We start from the raw sequence: 18,676 nt of genomic DNA, 5'->3' as shown, positions 1-18,676 counted from the left end.
AAGCGTATTCCGCGTGACGCCGTTCCCGGGGGATGCCGGGGCCCGGCGGTGCCTGTGTGGCCCGGCGGTTGCCTCTGTGACCCGGCGATGCCCGCGGGCCGCCCGTTCAGCCGCGGTACAGGGCCTCGACCTCGTCGGCGTACGCTGACTCGATGGCCTTGCGCTTGAGCTTCAGCGAGGGGGTGAGCAGCCCCTGCTCCTCGGAGAACTGGGCGGCGAGGATGCGGAAGGTGCGGATCGACTCCGCCTTGGACACCATGGTGTTGGCGGCCACGACCGCGCGGCGGATCTCCGTCTCCAGCTCCTTGTCCCGCACCAGCTCCGAGGCCCTGAGCCGCGGCTTGCCGCGCATCCGCAGCCAGTGGTCCACGGCCTCCGGGTCCAGGGTGACCAGCGCGGCGACATGGGGCCGGTCGTTGCCGACGACGATGCACTGGGCGACCAGCGGATGCAGCCGCACCCGCTCCTCCAGCGGGCCCGGGGAGACGCTCTTTCCGCTGGAGGTCACCAGGATCTCCTTCTTCCGCCCGGTGATGGTGAGATAGCCGTCCTCGTCGAGCGAGCCGAGGTCCCCGGTGGCCAGCCAGCCGTCGCGCAGGGTCTCGTGGGTGGCCTTGGGCTCGTTGAGGTAGCCGCCGAAGACGTTCCCGCCGTACAGCCAGATCTCGCCGTCCTCCGCGATGTGCACGGAGGTGCCGGGGATGGGCAGGCCGACGGTGCCGTAGCGGGTGCGCTCCGGGGGGTTGGCGGTGGCGGCGGCGGTCGACTCGGTCAGTCCGTAGCCCTCGTAGACGGTGACGCCGGCGCCCGCGAAGAACAGCCCGAGCCGGCGTTCCATCGCCGAACCGCCCGACATGGCGTGCCGGATGCGGCCGCCCATGGCCGCGCGCAGCTTGCCGTAGACCAGCTTGTCGAAGAGCTGGTGCTGCATCCGCAGTCCCGGGCCGGGCCCGGAGCCCGCCCCGAAGGCCCGGTCCTCCAGGGCCTCGGCGTGGCGCACCGCCACCTCCACCGCCCGGTCGAAGGGCTTGACCCTGCCCTCGGCCTCCGCCTTCCGCCGGGCCGCGTGGAAGATCTTCTCGAAGACGTGCGGCACGGCGAGGACGAAGGTGGGCTGGAACACGGCCAGATCCGGGAGGAGTTCGCTCGCCGCGAGGTTCGGCTGGTGGCCGAGTTTGACGCCGTGGCGGACCGCCGCGACCTCCACCATCCGGCCGAAGACGTGGGAGATCGGCAGGAAGAGCAGGGTCGACGGCTCGTCACCGGGCCGGGAGTGGAAGACCGGCTCCCAGCGGGTGACCATCGTGTCGGTCTCGAAGAGGAAGTTGGCGTGGGTCAGCACGCAGCCCTTGGGGCGGCCGGTGGTGCCGGAGGTGTAGATCACCGTGGCGGTCGAGTCGGGGGTCACGGCGCGCCGGTGGCGGTGCACCACATCGTCCTCGATGTGCGCCCCGGCGGCGGTGAGCTGCCCGACCGCGTCGGTGTTGAGCTGCCACAGCCGGCCCATCCGCGGCAGCCGGTCGATCACCGAGCCGACGGTCATGGCGTGGTCCTCGTGCTCGACGAGGCAGGCCGAGACGTCCGCGTCGTGGAGGATCCACATGACCTGCTCGGCGGAGGAGGTCGGGTAGATCGGGATGGGCTGGGCCCCGATGCTCCACAGGGCGAAGTCGAAGAGGGTCCACTCGTAGCGGGTCCGGGACATGACGGCGACGCGGTCGGCGAAGCGGACGCCCTGGGCTATCAGTCCCTTGGCGAGCGCCATCACCTCGTCCCGGAACTCCGCCGCGGTCACGTCCCGCCACACGCCGTCCGACTTGCGGCCCAGGACGACCTTGTCCGGCTCCCGGGCGGCGCGGTCGAAGACGGCGTCGGCCAGGCCGCCGGCCCGGGGCGCCGCCGTGACAGCGGGGGTGGAGATGTCGCGCAACGCATCGCTCCTCGGAACTTCGCACAGCGCGGTGACGGTACCCGATGGATCCTGATCGGCGTGAGGTTCGCACCGCAACCGTAGAGTGCGGTAAATGTGCAGGTCAGGTGGGGAAACGGCGGAGCGGTGCGCTGACCTCGGCCGATACCTGACCGGGGAGTCAGTTCGCCTTTCACCGTCTCCACGCGATCCCCGCCGGACGGGCACCGGGGCTTCACGGGACGCCACCGCACGGGGAGCCCGCCCCGGCGGGGTGCGGCGCGGCCGGCGGCGGGTCCGTGCCCGGCCCGGGGCCGGTCCGCTTCCGGGCCCTCACACCTCGACGCGCTCCGCGCCCGCGTAGACGTTCATCGACGCGCCGCGGAGGAAGCCGACGAGGGTCAGCCCGGCCTCCTCGGCGAGGTCCACCGCGAGCGAGGACGGCGCGGAGACGGCCGCCAGGACCGGGATTCCGGCCATCACCGCCTTCTGCGCCAGTTCGAACGAGGCCCGCCCGGAAACCAGCAGCACGCACCGCGACAGCGGCAGCCGCCCGTCCTGCAGCGCCCGCCCCACCAGCTTGTCGACCGCGTTGTGCCGGCCGACGTCCTCCCGCAGATCCAGCAACTCGCCCTCGGGCGAGAACAGTCCGGCCGCGTGCAGCCCGCCCGTCCGGTCGAACACCCGCTGGGCGGCACGCAGCCGCTCCGGCAGCCCGGCCAGCACCCCGGGCGTGACGCGGACCGGCGGCTCGTCGGCGATCGCCCAGCGGGCCGTGGTGCGCACGGCGTCGAGGCTGGCCTTGCCGCAGAGCCCGCAGGAGGAGGTCGTGTAGACGTTGCGCTCCAAGGTGATGGAGGGCACCGGCACCCCCGGGGCGAGCCGGACGTCCACCACGTTGTACGTGTTGCCCCCGTCGGCGGTGGCCCCGGCGCAGTAGGCGATGCCGGTCAGCTCCTCCGCCCGCCCCAGAACGCCCTCGCTCACCAGAAACCCGGCGGCGAGCGCGAAGTCGTCACCGGGGGTGCGCATGGTGATCGCGAGCGGCTTGCCGCCCAGCCGGATCTCCAGGGGTTCCTCCGCGACGAGCGTGTCCGGACGTGCGCTCACCGCGCCGTCCCGGATCCGTACGACCCGCCGCCGCTCGGTGACCCGGCCCATGTGCTGTCTCCCGCCTGCGTGTCCGTCCCGACGGCCACCGTATGCCCCGGATCGGCGGCGCCGCGCGCGGGACGGGAGGGCGGTTTCCGCCGCGGCCGGTTCCGGGGTGCGGTCAGTCCCGCTCCACCAGGTCGCCCGGGTCGGTGTTGGCCCCGCACAGCACCACGACGACGTTCTCCCCGTGGGACGGCCGGTACCCGTACGGCTCGCCGGCCGTCAGGGCCGCGAGTGCGCTCGCCGCGCCGGTCTCCACCACCAGCCGCCGGTCGTCCCACAGCGCCCGGCGGGCCCGGACGATCTCCGCGTCGGGCACCAGCACCGACCGCGCGTCGCCGCCGAGCGCCGCCGACAGCGCCATCTCGGAGGTGCGGGGGGCGCCCAGGGAGTCGGCGGCGACCGAGTCCACCGTGACGTCCACGATCCGCCCCGCCTCCACGGCGGCGTTGAGCGCCCTGCAGTGCTCGGGTTCGACGGCGACGGTCCGCAGGCCGTGCCGGCCGGCGGCGGTGGCCACTCCGGCGAAGAGCCCGCCGCCGCCGACGGCGACCACGAGGGTGTCCGCCTCGGGAACCCGCTGCCGGATCTCCTCCGCCAGCGTCCCCGCCCCGGCGGCGATCAACGGATGGTCGTAGGCGTGGGAGCGCAGCGCGCCAGTGGAGGCCGCGAACTCCTCGCAGGCGGCGAGCGCCTCCGCGTAGGTGGAGCCGGTCAGCCGCACCTCGGCGCCGTAACCGCGCAGCCGTTCGACCTTGATTTCCGGGGCGGTGGCAGGGAGGAAGACCGTCGCCCGCGCACCGCACCGCCGGGCGGCCCAGGCGCAGGCCAGTCCGGCGTTGCCGCCGGAGGCGATGGTCACCCCGGCGGCCGGGAGAGTCCCGGCGTCGCGGTGGGCGGCGACGAAGTTCCAGGCGCCGCGCGCCTTGTAGGAACCGGTGTGCTGCATCTGCTCCAGCGCCAGCCACAGCCGGTACGGCTCCGGATCCTCCCGTCCCGGGCCTCTCCCGCCGCGGGCGGTGAGGACGCCGCCCGGCTCGACGGGGACCACGCTCACCGGCCGGATGTGCCCGGCGGTCCGGTCGGCGGCCGCTTTCACCTCGGCGGGGTCGAGACGCTGCAACGGGCTGCTCCCTGCTGTGACGGTGGACGGGGTGGCCGGGACGGGAAGGCCACCCGGACGGACACCGTCCATTCTGCGGAAAGCGGCCGCCTCGGCACAGCGGTTTCCCGGGCTGTGACGGGCGAGCACCGTCACCGTTCCTAATCAGTGAGCAGGAGTGAGTCTTGGACCCATACCTGGTCACTGCGGACACCCGAACGGTTGTGGATGTCCTGGTTGCCCGCGTACTCGCCGCGTCCGGCGGCACGGATCGTGTCCGTGGTCCGGGGATGCGGGGGCGGGGTCCCTCACGCCCAGGGACACGCCGGTCGGCCTGGACGGTCCGATGCCCGTGCACATCGCTCTGGTGTGTACGGGGCGGTGTCGTCCGTCGCCGGATCGGGTGTCCTTGGGCGCGTCGTCCGATCGCGATGCTCGCCGCATCGTGCCGGGTGGTCTTACGGGTGGGGCCGGCCATCGGCTTTTGCCAGTGCTGGGCGCCCCACTTGCTCGTGTAGGCCGGGTCCACGGCGATGATCGCGATACCTGTGGCGTCGGCCATGGAGGTCAGCCGGGCTCGGAGCTTGCCGGTCGGCATGCCGGAGATGAGGTGCCGGAATCGGCGCTTGCGCCCGTGCTTCTCTCTGGTTTTCTCGGTCTGGAAGTCGAGGTCTTCCACCGCGATGGCCTTGACGCGGCAGGTCCTGGCCCAGTTCAGCAGCCGCGTGAGGGAGTGCCGTACCTGGGCGTCGCGGTGCTGGGCGCCCCGAGACAGGTCGAAGAAGAACCGGCGCGGCCGGCCAATCGGGTTACCGTGAGTGTCGAGGCGCCAGGCGGCGAGGTGATCGGCGTTGGTGTCCACGCCGATCACGCCATCGACGAGGGCGGCTTCGAGTGGGATGGTCTTGGTGGGAGGGATCTGCCAGGAGGCGTCCACGTACCAGCGTCCGCGCCCCGTGTCGTGGTGGATGCGGTAGGCCACGGCCCGGTTCGCCTCCACACGGTCGGCCCACTCCTGCCCCCGGTGAGGGAAGCGCGCCTTCGCAGCGAGTACGTACCGGCCGTGCTTGGCGTTCGCCAGGCCGGCGAGCGGGGCCGGGAGCTTGATCGACACTTCGCCCTCGGGCGTGATGCGGATCGTCTCGTTGCCGAACCTTTTCCCCGACTCGCCGTCCGCCCGGAGGAACCAGCGTCCGGCTTCCCACCGCTCACGCCACTCGGCCTCGGTGAGCTGCGCCTTGTCGAGGTTGTGACGGGTGCCCAGCAGACGTCTGCCGCCCCGCACGACCTGCACCCGGCCCGCTTCCCGGTCGGCCCGAACCTTCTCGAGCCGGTCCTGAAGCACATGCAGACGGCGTGTTTTGTGGAACCACTCGTGCGCGCAGCGGTAGCCGCCCGGAGCCCGCATGGCGCCCTTCTGGCCGACCGGCAGCGACAGCCGGTGCCGGATCGTCGTGATACCGGCTTCGAGGGACTGGATGTGCGCGGCCTGGCCGCGCCGGGCGAGTGCCCACTGGTCATGCGTGGCCTTCGTGATCGACCCGGCCCACCGGGACGACGACTCGGCCGTCAGGTCCCGCTTACGGGCCGCCCATGACTCGGTAGAGTGCTTCAGGCCGTCAGCGCAACGCGCTTTGAGGTCCTTCGAGGCGAGCGAGCCCAGGTGCGCACCCACCAAGCGCAGAACGTTCTCATCCTCGGGCGTGAGGTCCCCCAGCCGGGTACGAACCGCCACGCCGGACGGACCGAGAACGACGAACGGCGCGGCGATCGGGCGGAGGTCAGCCATGTTCGGCGGCTTCCAGTGCCTTGCGGGCGCGGTTCTTCGTCGTTCTGCGCCCGTACAGGCGGGCGCAGAACGACGTCAGTACCTCCACCATGTCCCGCACCAGGTCGTCTTCGACCTCGCCGTCGTCCAGCACCAGCAGGCGACGGCCCGTGGCGGACAAGGTGGCCTCGACAAGCTCGACGTTCATCCGGCCGAGCCGGTCCCTGTGCTCCACCACCAAGGTGGTCACGTTCGGGTCGGCCAGCAGACGTCGAGCCTTTGAACGACCGCCGTTCATCCCGGAAGCGATCTCCGCCTCAACACGAACGACTCGGTGACCGGCCTTCGCCGCCCAAGCCGACAGCCGAGCGACCTGGCGTTCCAGATCGGTCTTCTGATCGTGCGAGGACACGTGGGCATACAGGCCCAAACCTCCGATGGCCTCGGGCGTGGTGTTCGCGTTGATGTTCACCAGGATCGTCCGTGGCCCGACCCGCTGAGCCGGTACCGGCAACGCCCCCTCACGGAACCAGCGATACGCGGTCTGCGGATGCACGCCCTGCGTCTTCGCCCATTCCGTCAGATTCACGCTCTGACAACGACACTCACTCATACATGATTACGCTCACTTGCCCCACTTCGAGGACCAGCAGGTGGAGACCCCGGCACCGGTCTCCGGCGGGCCCCGCCTCCGGATGCGGGGCGGGGACGCCTCTGCCTAGCCTGAAGGAGGCGCGGCCCATCCCGCCGGCGGCCCGCCGGCCCGGGCGCCGCGCCGCCGCGCAACGCGGCTCATGTCCTGGAGGCAGTCATGAACCAGGCTTCACACACCACGGCGAGTGCTCACCGGTCCTCCACCCGCAGCACCACGGGACCCAGCGGGATCGCCGTCTTCGCGGGCGCCGTCCTGCTGATCGCCGGGGTCCTCGGCGTCCTGCAGGGGATCGCCGCCATCGCCAATGACGACGTCTTCGCCGAGGTCGGCGACTACGTCTTCGAAATCGACCTGACCGGCTGGGGCTGGCTCCACCTGGTGCTCGGCGCCCTGGTCGCGTTCACCGGTTACGGCGTCGTGCAGGGAGCGTCCTGGGCGCGCTATACCGCCATCGTCCTGGTCGCGCTCCATCTGGTCGCCAACTTCCTCTGGCTGCCGTACTACCCGGTCTGGGCGATCGTCATGATCGGGATCGACCTGGTCGTCCTGTGGGCGCTGAGCATCTGGACGCCGGAGAGCCGGCTCGCACCCTGAGGAGGGGCGCCGTGACCCGCCGGGGCCGGGTCACACCCCGGGAACGGTGGTGCCGTCCGGGGCGGCGTCGGAGGGCACGCCCTGTTCCGTCCAGATGATCTTGCCCTCCGCCGTGTAGCGGGTGCCCCAGCGCCGGGCGAGCTGCGCGACGATCAGCAGGCCCCGGCCGCCCTCGTCCGTGGTCCGCGCGTGGCGCAGCCGGGGCGAGGTGCTGCTGGTGTCGGACACCTCGCAGATCAGTGCCCGCTCCCGGATCAGGCGCAGGGTGATCGGCCCGGACCCGTGGCGGATGGCGTTGGTGACCAGCTCGCTGACGATGAGTTCCGTGGTGAAGAGCAGTTCGTCCATGTCCCACTCCGACAGCTGCCGGGTGACGAAGGCGCGGGCCTGGGAGACGACCGCCGGGTCCCCCGGCAGCTCCAGGGAGGCGACCCGGGTCGAGTCCAGGACCCGGGTCCGGGCGAGGAGCAGGGCGGCGTCGTCGGAGGGCGGGCCGGACAGCAGGGCCTCCATCACCTGGTCGCCCGTCTCCCCCAGGCCCGGACGGGGGGCGGCGAGGACCCGGCTCAGCCGGGACAGCCCGACGTCGATGTCCAGGTCGTACGCCTGGATGAGGCCGTCGGTGTAGAGGGCGAGGAGGCTGCCCTCCTCCAGCGTGAATTCGGCGGACTCGAACGGCAGGGCCCCCAGGCCCAGCGGTGGCCCCGCGGGCAGCTCCAGCACCTCGACGGAGCCGTCGGGGCGGACGACCACGGGCGGGAGATGACCGGCCCGGGCCAGCGTGCACCGCCCGCTGACCGGGTCGTACACGGCGTAGAGGCAGGTGGCGCCGAGGAACGTGGCGGCCACGCTCTCGTTCGCCGCGGCCGACGGCCCTTCCTCGTGGTCCGGGTCCGGCCCCATGAGGTCGATGACCAGGTCGTCCAGATGGGCGAGCAGTTCGTCCGGGGGGTAGTCCAGGTTGGCGAGCGTGCGGACGGCCGTGCGGAGCCGCCCCATCGTGGTGGCGGCGTTGATGCCGTGGCCGACCACGTCCCCGACGGTCAGCGCGACCCGCGCCCCGGAGAGCGGGATCACGTCGAACCAGTCGCCGCCCACCCCGCTCGGCGCGTCGGCCGGGAGGTACCACGAGGCCACCTCCAGGGCGGAACCCCCGGTCAGGCCGTGCGGCAGCAGGGAGCGCTGCATGGTCTGGGCCGCGGTGCGCTCGCGGGCGTAGCGGCGGGCGTTGTCGATGCTCACGGCGGCACGGGAGACCAGCTCCTCGGCGAGGCGGACGTCGTCCTCCTCGAAGGGGCCCAGGCGCCGGGAGCGGAGGAAGACGGCCGCGCCCAGGAAGACCCCGCGGGCCCGCATCGGCACCGCCATCACCGCGTGGAACCCGGACGCGCCGGCGAAGGCCTCCAGGGCCGGATCGTCCGTCACCCAGGACTGCCCGGTGAGGCCGGAGCCCGTCTCCAGCAGGGTCTCGCCCCGCAGCAGGCAGCGTGCCGCCGGGGAGCCGGGCACGGTGCGGGCCGGCTCCCCGGCGGCCGGTCCCGCCTCCCGGCCGGGGGCTGCCGGCTTCTGACCGGCCCGCCGCAGGGCAGGGCTGGTGTCGAGCGGCCCGGCAGCGGGTTCCTCGCCCCGCACCACCGATTCCAGCAGTTCGACGGCGGCGAAGTCGGCGAGGGAGGGGACGGTGTCGTCGGCCAGTTCCTGCGCGGTCAGCATCACGTCCAGGGTGCTGCCGATCCGGGCGCTGGCCTCGTTCAGCAGGGCCAGGCGCTGCCGGGCCTTCCAGCGGTCCGTGACGTCGAGGACCATGTACCAGATCCCGACGCGCTGCCCGTGGCGGTCCTCCATCCCGAAGATGGAGACCGAGTACGCCCGGTCCTGGTGCGGGTCCGTGAAACCGGGGCCGCCGAACTCGTAGTCCAGCACCGGCTCGCCGGTGTCCAGCACGGACCGCATGCGTTCCTCCAGCGCTTCCGCCTGCCGGCGCGGGAGGACGTCCGTCACCCGCCGTCCCAGCCGCTGCTCCAGCGGGGCCATGCGTTCCAGCACCTTGTTCACCCAGACGTACCGCAGATCGCTGTCGACCATGGCAATGCCGATCGGCGCCTGGCCGAGGGACGGCTCCAGCATCAGCTGGTTCACCCCGCCTCCCGGCAGCCGCCAGAAGGCGCGCTGCGGGGGGTGGCCGGCCCACCGGCCGAAGACCAGCGTGGCGGCGGTGGCCGCGAGCACGCCCGGGACCATCTCGTAGATCCCGGACTCCAGCGGCCCGAGGAGCGGATTGATCCGCTCCCAGAAGAGGACGACACCCGCGCCCGTCACGATGCCGGCCATGGCCCCGGCCCAGGTCATGCGCGGCCAGTGGAGCGAGAGGAGGACGACGGGGCCGAAGGAGGCGCCGAAGCCCGCCCAGGCCTGGGCCACGATGTCCAGCACGCCGCCGCCCTCCAGCGCGATGCCGGTGGCGGTCAGCGTCACCGCCACCACGGCGCAGCGGCCGGCCCACACCAGGACCCGGTCCGAGGCGTGGCGGCTGAGGAACGCGTGGTAGACGTCCTCGGTGAGGGCGACCGAGGACACCAGCAGCTGGCTGTCCGCGGTCGAGAGGATCGCGGCCAGGACGGCGATCAGCATGAAGCCCGCGATCCACGGAGTGAGCAGGGTCTCCGTCAGGGCGATGAACACGGTCTCGGGGTTGGTGAGCGGCTCGTCGAGCAGGGCGATGCCCGCCAGGCCGGTGAGCGACGCGCCGGTGAGCACGACGAGCACCCAGAGGGTGCCGATGCGCCGGGCCGCCGGGACGGCGCGGATGCTGCGGATGCCCATGAAGCGGGCAAGGATGTGCGGCTGGCCGAAGTAGCCGAGGCCCCAGGCGAGCAGGGAGACGACCGCGACGGCACCGAGCGGCCGGCCCGCGGACCACTCGCCGCCGGAGTAGTCGGCCCGGGAGCCCATCTCCAGGAGGGAGGCCGTCTCGCGGCCGAGTTCCTCGCTGAGCGTCCCGAATCCGCCGAGCATCACGAGGCCGGTCACCGGCAGGACGACCAGGGCGAGGAACATCAGCGTGCCCTGCACCACGTGCGTCAGGCTCACCGCGAGGAAGCCGCCGAGACACGAGTAGACGACGATCACCAGTGCGGTCAGGACGACCCCGAGCCCGAAGGCGGCATCGAAGACCTGCTCGAAGAGGAGCCCCCCGGCTACCAGCCCGCTGGCCACGTAGAGGGTGAAGAACACGATGGTGACGGCGGCCGTGACGATCCGGAGCAGCCGGGTGCGGTCCTCGAACCGTTCCTCCAGATAGGCCGACAGGCTCACGGCGTTGCCGGCCCGCTCCGTGTAGGTCCGCAGCCGCGGCGCGACGAACAGCCAGTTGAAGTAGGTGCCGACCGCCAGGCCAACGGCGATCCAGGTGGCGCCGATCCCGGCCGCGTACACGGCTCCGGGCAGGGCCAGGAAGAGCCAGCCGGACATGTCGCTGGCCCCGGCGGACAGGGCGGCGACCAGCGGCGGGAGGCGGCGGCCGCCCAGGGCGAAGTCGGCGAAGGTGCGGGTGCGGGGGTAGGCCCAGAGGCCTACGCCGATCACGGCGACCAGATAGACCGCGAACACGGTCACGACCGGTGCGCTCGGATTGAACATGTCCTCACCTGCGAGGCCGGGTGGGCTTGGGCGCGTCCCCGGGAGCGGTGCCGCGGCCCGCGGGGAGAACCAAGGGATGAGCGCAGATTAGCGCATTTATGCTGTCTTGATTATTTTTCGACCGTTATGCGGCCGTGCGGCGTGGGCCGGGCGGCGCTCCGTCCGGGTGGACGGCCGGGCCGGACGGCTGCTCCGTGCGGGTGGCGGCGGGTGGGGCGGGGTGGTGTGCGGGGGTCCCTGAAGGGGTCGCGGAAGGGTTGTGGCGGTGATGTGACGGTCCCGCCGGGAAGGAGCGGTGGATTGGCCGTTCCCTCAACCAACGGCTGTGGATGGCGCGTTGAGGGGCGTAAGCTTATTGACCCGATGTCAATCGGCTGGGCGTAATACCACAAAATCTCACATTCGGCCCGCTGGTCGCTCTCATCCCTTTCCAGGGACGTCACTTCCGCCGTTTACTGTGTGCCGAACCACTCCGGCAGCCATGGGCTCGACCCGCCGTGGGCAACGGCCGGTGGTGGACCGGCGGCATGGGGGCGCAGTTGGCTGGAAACGAGATGTCCGTGTTCGGGGTCTCTCCTCTGGAGGAGGAGATCTACCGGCATTTCCTGCGGAACCCGGGGACATCCCCGGACGACATCCACCTCCTGCTCCACACCGAGCGCGAACGCGTCCGGTGCTCCCTCGACCGGCTGCGCGGACTCGGGCTGCTCCACCCCACGGGGGACGACAAGCTGATCAATCCGGCGGACCCCGAGATCGCTCTGGCCCGGCTGACGGACATCCGGCTGCGGGCACTCCACCAAGAGCTGCGTCAGGTCACCCAGTCACGCCACGTCGTCGACGGTCTACGCGCGGAGCAGGGACCCCGGGCCCAAGCCGGTACGGGCATCGAGCAGTTGGAAGGGCTGGAACAGATCCGGGACCGGATCGACGACCTGGCCTTCTTCGCCCGCGACGAGATTTTGTCCGTGGAACCGTACACCCGGCTGTCGCCGGAGAACATCGCCCGCTCCCGCCCGCTCGACCACCGCTGTCTGCGCCGCGGCGTCGAGATCCGCAGCGTGGTCCTGCGCCGGGCCCTGGACGACACCCCGACCGCGGACTATCTGCGGGAACTGGTCGCCCACGGGGCCAGGATCCGCGTGGCGTGCGACATCACCGAACGCATGCTCGTTTATGACCGGCGGGCCGCCCTGGTGCCGCTGGACCCGGCCAACACGGCGCGGGGCGCGCTGCTCGCCCGCAAGAGCGGTCTCGTCGCCAACATCGTCGCCCTCTTCGAGAAGATCTGGCAGCAGGCCGAGGAGTTCACCGGCCCGGGGCAGGAGGGCGGCGAGGAGACCGGGGAAGCGCTCCCCGACTTCGAGCGCCGGGTGCTGGTGTCGATGTGCTCGGTCGGGAAGGACGAGGCAGGGGCCCGGGAGCTGGGCGTCTCGGTCCGCACCTACCGGCGGTACGTCGCCGATCTGCTGCAGACGCTCGGCGCGGCCAGCCGGGCCCAGGCGGCGCTGCTGGCCCGCGAGCGCGGCTGGATCTGACGGGCCCGCCGGAACGCCGCGCCCGGGTGCCGGGCCGCTCCGGACCGCCGCCGGCTCAGTTCTCCTCCGCCCGGCCGTCCAGCGCCCAGCCGTCCAGCGCCCGGTCGGCCAGGACCCGCCGTACGGCGCCGTGCGCCGCGGCACGGTCGGCGTCCGTGCCGTCCAGTTCAACCCGGAGCCGGATGGCGTCCTGCGCCACCTCCGCTGTGCAGACCCGGTCCGCCGGGAGCAGGCCCAGAAGCCGCACCACCGTCGTCGCCGCCGCGGCCCCCCGGGCGTTCCGGCGGACGGTGACGAGCAGATGGTCCCGGCCGGGGGTGTCGTCGTCCGTCAACGCGCTTCCTCCTCGGCGGCGGGCAGGACGTGCAGGGCGGCGCCGGCCATCGCCGTGATGCCGGCCGGCAGGGCCGTCCGGACGTCCGGGGCGAAGTCCGGCGCGTGGTTGGCCGGGGGCGGCACGGCGCCCTCGCGCGCGGCCCGCCACTGCCGGGCACCGGTCACTCCCAGCATCCAGTACACCGTGCGGATCCCGGTGTCGGCGGCGCCGTAGAGCGGGAAGTCCTCGGTGGCGGTGGCGGGCGGCCAGGCGGTCACCCGGTGCGGCCCGAACAGCCCCTCGTGCACCCGGCGCACGGCGGCCGCGGTGTCCGGATCGGGCAGCAGCGCCGGGGACCGCGAGGCGAGGGTGAACTCCGGCTCGTCCGGGCAGCCGGAGGCCGCGCACTCGGCCCGCACGATCCGCTCCACGGCGGCCGTCACGCGGTCCAGCGCGGCATCGCTGAACGCCCTTACGGACAGGCTCAGTTCGGCCCGGTCCGGAATGACGTTGCCGCGTTCGCCCGCGTGCAGCGAACCGACCGTCAGCACAACCTGCTCCGAGGGGGCGGTCTCGCGCGCCACGACGGACTGGAGCCGCAGCACCGTGGCGGCGGCCGTCAGCACCGGGTCGACGGCGAGCTGGGGCGCGCCCGCGTGGCCGCCCCGCCCGTGGATCACCACGTCCAGTGCCGCGCTGCCCGCCATCAGCGGACCGCCCCGGCCGTGGGCCACGGTGCCGGCCGGCAGCGGGGCCGCGTGCTGGGCGAGGACCGCGTCCGGAGTGCCGAAGCGCTCGTACAGGCCGTCCGCCAGCATCGCCCGCGCCCCCTCCAGGGTCTCCTCGGCGGGCTGGCCGACGACCAGGACGGTGCCGCGCCAGGTCTCCCGGGACCGCGCCAGCAGCGCCAGCGCCCCGGACGCGGCGGCCAGATGGAGGTCGTGCCCGCAGGCGTGCATGACGCCCGCGGCGGTACTGGTGTACGGCAGACCGGTGCGCTCGGTGACCGGGAGGGCGTCGAGCTCGGCGCGCAGCAGGACCACCGGCCCGGGGCCGTTGGCCAGCACCCCGACCACACCGTGCCCGCCCACACCGCGGGTGACCGCGGCTCCGTGCCGCTCCAGCGCGGCGGCGAACCGGTCGGCGGTGCGGGCCTCGGCGCCGGAGAGCTCGGGATGGGCGTGCAGATCGACGTACAGCTCGACGGCGGGACGCAGGATGCCGAGCGGCACCTCCTGCGGCCCGGCGGGCGGCGCTGCGGCCTGCTGCCCGGCTTGCGGTCCGTTCTCCGGTACGGCCCGCGCTGTCCCGGTCAATGGATCACCTCTCCCCTCGCCCTCGTTGCCGCCGGCCTTCCGCTTCCTCCGGCGGCCGCCGGCCGGACGGCTGCGACGGTGCCGGTCCCGGGCACGCCCCCGGCCCGTCCCCCCGGTGTGCGCGGACCCTCCGCCTCCGGACGGGCCCCGTCTGTCCATCCAGCGGACGGCACGCCCCGGGCGTCACCGTTGCCCCGGACGGCGCCGTTCTGCCGTGCGTCCCGGTGTGCGGTGCCTTCTCTCCGTTCCGTGCGTCCCGGACAACCGGTGCCCCCGTGTCCCCGGCGCCACGGTGGCCGCCGGGCCCCGGATTCTCGCGCGTTCCCCGTCATCCGCCGGCCGAACGAATCCCGGACGCCCGGACTCCCGGATTCCGCGGCCTCCGGGTCCGCGGGTGGCCGGCCGCCCGCCAGTGTGCGGTTCCGCCGCGTCAGGTGCTCCACCCCCCGCTCTCACGGGGTGTCAGCGATCTGACAGCGGAAGCCGGGCCGATCCGACAGCGGCCCGCGCTCCAATGGGACCAGCGCACGGGAGCGCCGCCGGATCCGCCGGCGGGCCCCGGCAGGCCAAGGGAGAAACACATGGACGCCAAGACCGAGCTCGCCACCCTCGCCAACGACATCCTGGAGCTGGAGTCGGAGACCTTCGAGATCTCCGACTACTCGGACGCCGTCGAGGTCGTGCTCGCGGGTTCGACGTCTTCCTCCTCGACGTCCACCTGCTCCAGCACCACCTCCACCACCTCCTGCAGCGCCTGATCCAGGGCGCCCCGGGCCCGGCAGCCCCCTCCGGAGCGGGATCTCCCGTACCGGAGGGGGCTGCCGGGTGCCGCCGGGCGCCGCACCGGCGCGCGTGTTCACGGGACGGCGCTCACGGAAACGGGTGCGGCACGGCCCTGATCTCCGCCTCGCCCAGGTCGGTGTCCCGCCGTCCCGCCGCCCTGAGGCCGGTCCGCAGCCGCGGCATCAGCAGCGCGCGCTGCCGGCTCCAGCCGAAGTCCAGCGGCAGCAGCCCGGGAACGATGGTGCCGACCGTGTGCAGGCCCATGGCGCGCTGCTCCGGCGTCGTCTGGTCCACGGCGATGACGTCGTGCCCGGCGCGCACCAGCTCGTCGCGGAGCAGCCGCAGGTCGTCCAGCAGATCGCCGGTGCGCGGCCGCCGTTCCCGCCAGCCGGGGAACGCCTCGCCGAGCGGCACGACGGCCTCGGGCTCCAGATACTCCCGGGCGTGCCCGGCCATCTCCGGCAGCCCGTAGAGCTGGGCGTGGTCCTTCAGGTGCAGCACCTTGCCGTAGTCCCGCGCCATGGCCTCCAGTTCGGCGCGCCGCTCGGCGACCTGGTACGGCAGGTGCGGGATGTACGTCAGCACCTCCGACAGGGCGGCGTCGACGGTGCCCTCCGGGTCGAACCCCGCGGCGGCGCTGAAGGAGAGCGTGCCGAGGCCGCCGTCACGGCGCACCGCCAGGGCGGTCACCACGGGCACCGCGGTGTCCATCCGGGTGTCGAACGCCCGGACGTCGTAGCCGTGCAGCGCGGCCCGGTCGAGCATGGTGCGGGTGGCGCCGCCCCGGCAGGAGCCGAGGTCGATCTCGGTCAGCCGGGCCCGTCCGTACCAGGCGAGCAGGAAGGCGTCCCGCTCGACGAGCTCCAGCAGCCCGAAGAGGACCGCCTCCTCCGGAGTGCCGCCGGTGGCACAGCCGTTGGAGCACTCGAAGACAAAGTTGTCGGCGTCCACGCCCGCGCTGTAGTGCGCGAGCCGGGCCGGTACGAGGACGGGCCGGTCGTCGCGGAGCGAATGGCCCCACACCCAGGGGATGTCCCGGTCGGGGTCGAACGGGCTGACGAGATGGTCCCGTTCGTAGGTCTCCGGCGCGTAGAAGCCGCACGCGGCCGGGTCCAGGACCGGCTCCCCGCGCGCCAGGAGCCGGCGGTACGAGGCGGTGACGGGCGAGGTGCCGCGCCGCCGGTGCGTCCCGGCGTACCGCTCCAGGCCCTCCAGGAACGCCAGCCGGCGGCTGGTGCCGTAGGCGTCGGCCTGCCCGCTCCACGTGACGTCGTTGAGCCCGGCGTAGCCGCGCACGAAGTGGGTGCCGGCCACCGGCGAGGTCGTGGTGGAGACCGGGTTGATCCAGGTGTCCGAACCCAGCGCGCCGCACACCGGGTTGGCGAGCGCGGACTCCGGCAGCGGATACGCGTCCAGGGACCGCGAGCGGTAGCCGTCCGGGTCCGGCTTGGGCACCGGCCCGAGGACCATCCGGGCGTCCTCCGCGGTGTCGGGCCGCAGCGGCACGCAGGCCGGGCAGAGCGGTTCCGGCAGCAGCGGGAAGGTCGCGGTGGCGAGCGTGCCCAGATCGACCCGGGTCACCTGCGGCAGCACGCGGTCGGCCGGCACCGCCGACGGGGCGGCGCGCCCGCCGGGCATGACGGCCCGGTACACGGACCACACCGCGTCGAGGGCGTAGCCGGTGAGGACGGGCCAGCCGGTGGCGCCGTGCGGCGCGTGGCCCAGTTCGAGCGCCTCGCGTTCGGAGCGGCTGCGCAGCCGCTGCCAGCGCATGGCCAGGCACTGCCCGCAGGCGGCCGTCCCCTCGCCGCCCCAGGGGCCGATCAGCGCGGCCCGCGCGGTGAGCTGCACGGTGGCGCGGGGGCGCAGCAGGCCGTACGGATCCGGCCGACCGAAGCCGAGGGTGTCGGCGGCGCCGAGCGGCACCACCAGCGGCGCGGGCAGCGGTCGCCCGGCCCCGGCGGCTCCCGCGGGGGTCCGTGCCTCGCGCGCGGCGTGCGCCGCGCGCTCGTACCGCTCGTCGTGCTCGTAGCGTTCGGTGAGTGCGCGCTGCAGCAGATCCCGGCCCGTCTCCAGGGGCGCCGCCGGGACATCCGGCGCCGGGGGCGCGGTCGTCGTCATGTCCGGTCGCTCCAGCGGAAGGTCTTCAGGGCCACGGCGCCGAAGACGAGGGCGAAACCGGCGAGGACGGCGCAGGCGGTGACGATGTCCCCGGCGGGTCCGGAGCCGGTGAGCGCGGCGGACACCCCGTCGTTGAGGTAGCGCAGCGGCAGCACCAGCGACAGCGAGCGCATCCACTCCGGCATGGCGTCCAGCGGGAAGAAGGAGCCGGAGAGGAAGGCCATCGGGATCATCAGGCAGTTGGCGACGGCGGCGACCGCCTCCGGCGTCCGGGCGTACGAGCCGACGATCACGCCGATCGCCAGGAACGCCGTGATCCCGAGCACCAGTACGGGCAGCGCCAGTGGCCAGCCGCCGGCCAGGCTCAGCCCGAAGGACGGCAGCAGCGCCACCGCGACGAACAGCACCGCCTGCACGATGCCGATGCCGATGGCCAGCACGTAGCGGGAGCCCAGCACGGCCGGCAGCCGGGCCGGCGTCATCCGGATCAGCCGCAGGATGTCGTCGCGGCGCCACTGCATCAGCACGAAACCGACCCCGAAGACGGCGGCGTTGGCGACGCCCCAGGACAGCACGCCCGGGGCGATGTAGTTGATGTACGGCTTGCCGCTCTCCTCCACGGACTTGCCGTGGAAGATCAGCCCGAAGACGACGAGGAAGAGCAGCGGGAAGGCGAAGGTGAAGAAGAGGGTGGTCTTGTCGCGGACGTAGGCCCGGTAGCCCGCCCTGCTCAGTGCGGCGTAGGCGCTCATGTGGATGTGTTCTCCGTATCCGGTGCGGTGCCAGGCGGTGCGCCGCCGGGCGGGCGGTGCGGTCTCACGGCCGCGCTGTTCACGGCCGCGCTGTTCACGGCCGCGGTGTTCACGGCCGGGGGGTGCCGGTGCCGGTCAGTTCGAGGTAGACGTCCTCCAGGCTCGCGGTGCGCGTCTGCACCCCCTGGAGCCCGGCGAGTTCGGCGACCGCGGCCAGCACGGGACCGGAGTCCAGCGTCTCCAGCACCAGGCCGTCCCCCTCCTCGCCGACCCGGTCGACGCCGGGGATGGCCCGCGCCGCCTCCGGGGTCAGCCGGCCCGCCGGGACCACCAGGCGGGTGACGGGGCTGCCCGCGGCGATGAGGCGGCCGGGGGAGTCCAGGGCGCTGATCCGCCCCTTGACGACGATCGCCACCCGGTCGCACAGCGCCTCCGCCTCGTCGAGGTGGTGGGTGGTGTAGACGATGGTGCGCCCGGCGCTCTTGAGGTCGCGCAGCACCTGCCACAGGTCGCGGCGCGCCTGCGGGTCGAGGGCGGCGGTCGGCTCGTCCAGGAAGATCAGTTCGGGGTCGTGGACGAGGGCGGAGGCGATGGCCAGCCGCTGCCGGCGGCCGCCGGAGAGGTCGTCGACGCGCGTGCCGCCGTCGTCGGTCAGCCCGACGGTGGCCAGGGCGCGTTCGGCGGCGTCCGGGCCGGCGCCGTAGAGGGCGGCCATGGTCTCCAGGTGTTCACGGGCCGTCAGCCGGACGAAGAACGCCGAGGTCTGCGTCTGCACGCCCAGCTTGGGCAGCAGCGCCGTGTTGCGCGGCCAGGGGTGCTCGCCGAGGACGGTGACGGTGCCGGAGTCCGCCCGCCGCTGCCCCTCCATGATCTCGATGAGGGTGGTCTTGCCCGCGCCGTTGGGCCCGAGCAGCCCGAAGAACTCCCCGCGTGCCACGGTCAGCGAGATGCCGTCGACGGCCCGGGTGGCGCCGTACGTCTTGTGCACCTCGTCGAGGACGACGGCCGGGCCGTCCGGGGAGGGAATG

13 protein-coding genes and 1 pseudogene are annotated in these 18,676 nt (G+C 73.2%); 3 read left to right on the top strand and 11 right to left on the bottom strand.

The genetic code is table 11. The annotated features are described in order from the left end of the window. Positions 1-106: 106 nt before the first annotated feature. From E4N63_RS06165 to E4N63_RS06145, 5 genes and pseudogenes are all read right to left on the bottom strand, one after another. A complete protein-coding gene (locus E4N63_RS06165; RefSeq protein WP_230240158.1) occupies positions 107-1,930 on the bottom strand; it encodes a long-chain fatty acid--CoA ligase in 1,824 nt (607 codons plus the stop codon). Positions 1,931-2,242: 312 nt separating this feature from the next. Next, entirely contained in the window at positions 2,243-3,070 is an 828-nt protein-coding gene (fdhD, locus tag E4N63_RS06160) for a formate dehydrogenase accessory sulfurtransferase FdhD (RefSeq protein ID WP_125625936.1), read from the bottom strand. A 112-nt stretch (positions 3,071-3,182) separates the two neighbouring features. Then, positions 3,183-4,187, bottom strand: coding sequence for a threonine/serine dehydratase (locus E4N63_RS06155; protein ID WP_230240157.1), 1,005 nt, complete (start codon positions 4,185-4,187; stop codon positions 3,183-3,185). A gap of 140 nt (positions 4,188-4,327) precedes the next feature. Beyond that, positions 4,328-5,955, bottom strand: a pseudogene (locus E4N63_RS06150) (IS200/IS605 family accessory protein TnpB-related protein). Continuing rightward, positions 5,948-6,523: an IS607 family transposase gene (locus E4N63_RS06145; RefSeq protein WP_230240156.1), complete on the bottom strand. Its 576-nt coding sequence runs from the start codon at positions 6,521-6,523 to the stop codon at positions 5,948-5,950. The pseudogene E4N63_RS06150 and the gene E4N63_RS06145 overlap by 8 nt, the downstream one beginning before the upstream one ends. A gap of 222 nt (positions 6,524-6,745) precedes the next feature. On the opposite strand from E4N63_RS06145, the gene E4N63_RS06140 reads away from it, so the two are divergent. Further along, positions 6,746-7,183, top strand: a complete 438-nt coding sequence (locus E4N63_RS06140; RefSeq protein WP_125625933.1) for a hypothetical protein — start codon at positions 6,746-6,748, stop codon at positions 7,181-7,183. A 30-nt stretch (positions 7,184-7,213) separates the two neighbouring features. On the opposite strand, the gene putP is transcribed toward E4N63_RS06140, so the two are convergent. Continuing rightward, positions 7,214-10,822 carry a sodium/proline symporter PutP gene (gene putP / locus E4N63_RS06135; protein ID WP_125625932.1) on the bottom strand — a complete coding sequence of 1,203 codons (3,609 nt, stop codon included), beginning with the start codon at positions 10,820-10,822 and terminating at the stop codon, positions 7,214-7,216. 554 nt (positions 10,823-11,376) lie between these two features. On the opposite strand from putP, the gene E4N63_RS06130 reads away from it, so the two are divergent. Then, on the top strand, positions 11,377-12,360 hold the full coding sequence (locus E4N63_RS06130; protein ID WP_230240155.1) for a helix-turn-helix transcriptional regulator: 984 nt from the start codon (positions 11,377-11,379) through the stop codon (positions 12,358-12,360). 55 nt (positions 12,361-12,415) lie between these two features. On the opposite strand, the gene E4N63_RS06125 is transcribed toward E4N63_RS06130, so the two are convergent. Together E4N63_RS06125 and E4N63_RS06120 are read right to left on the bottom strand one after the other, a co-directional pair. Next, a complete protein-coding gene (locus E4N63_RS06125) occupies positions 12,416-12,694 on the bottom strand; it encodes a hypothetical protein (RefSeq protein WP_230240154.1) in 279 nt (92 codons plus the stop codon). Then, positions 12,691-13,992, bottom strand: coding sequence for an amidohydrolase (locus E4N63_RS06120; protein WP_374112694.1), 1,302 nt, complete (start codon positions 13,990-13,992; stop codon positions 12,691-12,693). The genes E4N63_RS06125 and E4N63_RS06120 overlap by 4 nt, the downstream gene beginning before the upstream one ends. Positions 13,993-14,573: 581 nt before the next feature. Here E4N63_RS06120 and E4N63_RS06115 point away from each other — a divergent pair. Continuing rightward, complete coding sequence (locus E4N63_RS06115; protein WP_019710917.1) at positions 14,574-14,750, top strand: thiazolylpeptide-type bacteriocin; 177 nt, start codon at positions 14,574-14,576, stop codon at positions 14,748-14,750. A 112-nt stretch (positions 14,751-14,862) separates the two neighbouring features. Here E4N63_RS06115 and E4N63_RS06110 read toward each other — a convergent pair whose 3' ends face one another. The 3 genes from E4N63_RS06110 to E4N63_RS06100 all read right to left on the bottom strand — a co-directional run bounded on the left by E4N63_RS06110 (position 14,863) and on the right by E4N63_RS06100 (position 18,675). Then, the gene (locus E4N63_RS06110; protein ID WP_230240153.1) at positions 14,863-16,896 is read right to left on the bottom strand and encodes a TOMM precursor leader peptide-binding protein; all 2,034 of its coding nucleotides are present in this window, start codon (positions 16,894-16,896) and stop codon (positions 14,863-14,865) included. Next, the gene (locus E4N63_RS06105; protein WP_125624276.1) at positions 16,893-17,648 is read right to left on the bottom strand and encodes an ABC transporter permease; all 756 of its coding nucleotides are present in this window, start codon (positions 17,646-17,648) and stop codon (positions 16,893-16,895) included. Before E4N63_RS06105 ends, E4N63_RS06110 begins: the two co-directional genes overlap by 4 nt. A gap of 109 nt (positions 17,649-17,757) precedes the next feature. Further along, positions 17,758-18,675, bottom strand: a complete 918-nt coding sequence (locus tag E4N63_RS06100) for an ABC transporter ATP-binding protein (RefSeq protein WP_230242375.1) — start codon at positions 18,673-18,675, stop codon at positions 17,758-17,760. Position 18,676 lies beyond the last annotated feature (1 nt).

This window comes from Streptomyces sp. MNU89, assembly GCF_020982505.1.
In the GTDB taxonomy this organism is placed as follows: domain Bacteria; phylum Actinomycetota; class Actinomycetes; order Streptomycetales; family Streptomycetaceae; genus Streptomyces; species Streptomyces xinghaiensis.
Note: the sequence above shows the minus strand (reverse complement) of the source record. Positions and strands in the feature narration are given on the sequence as shown.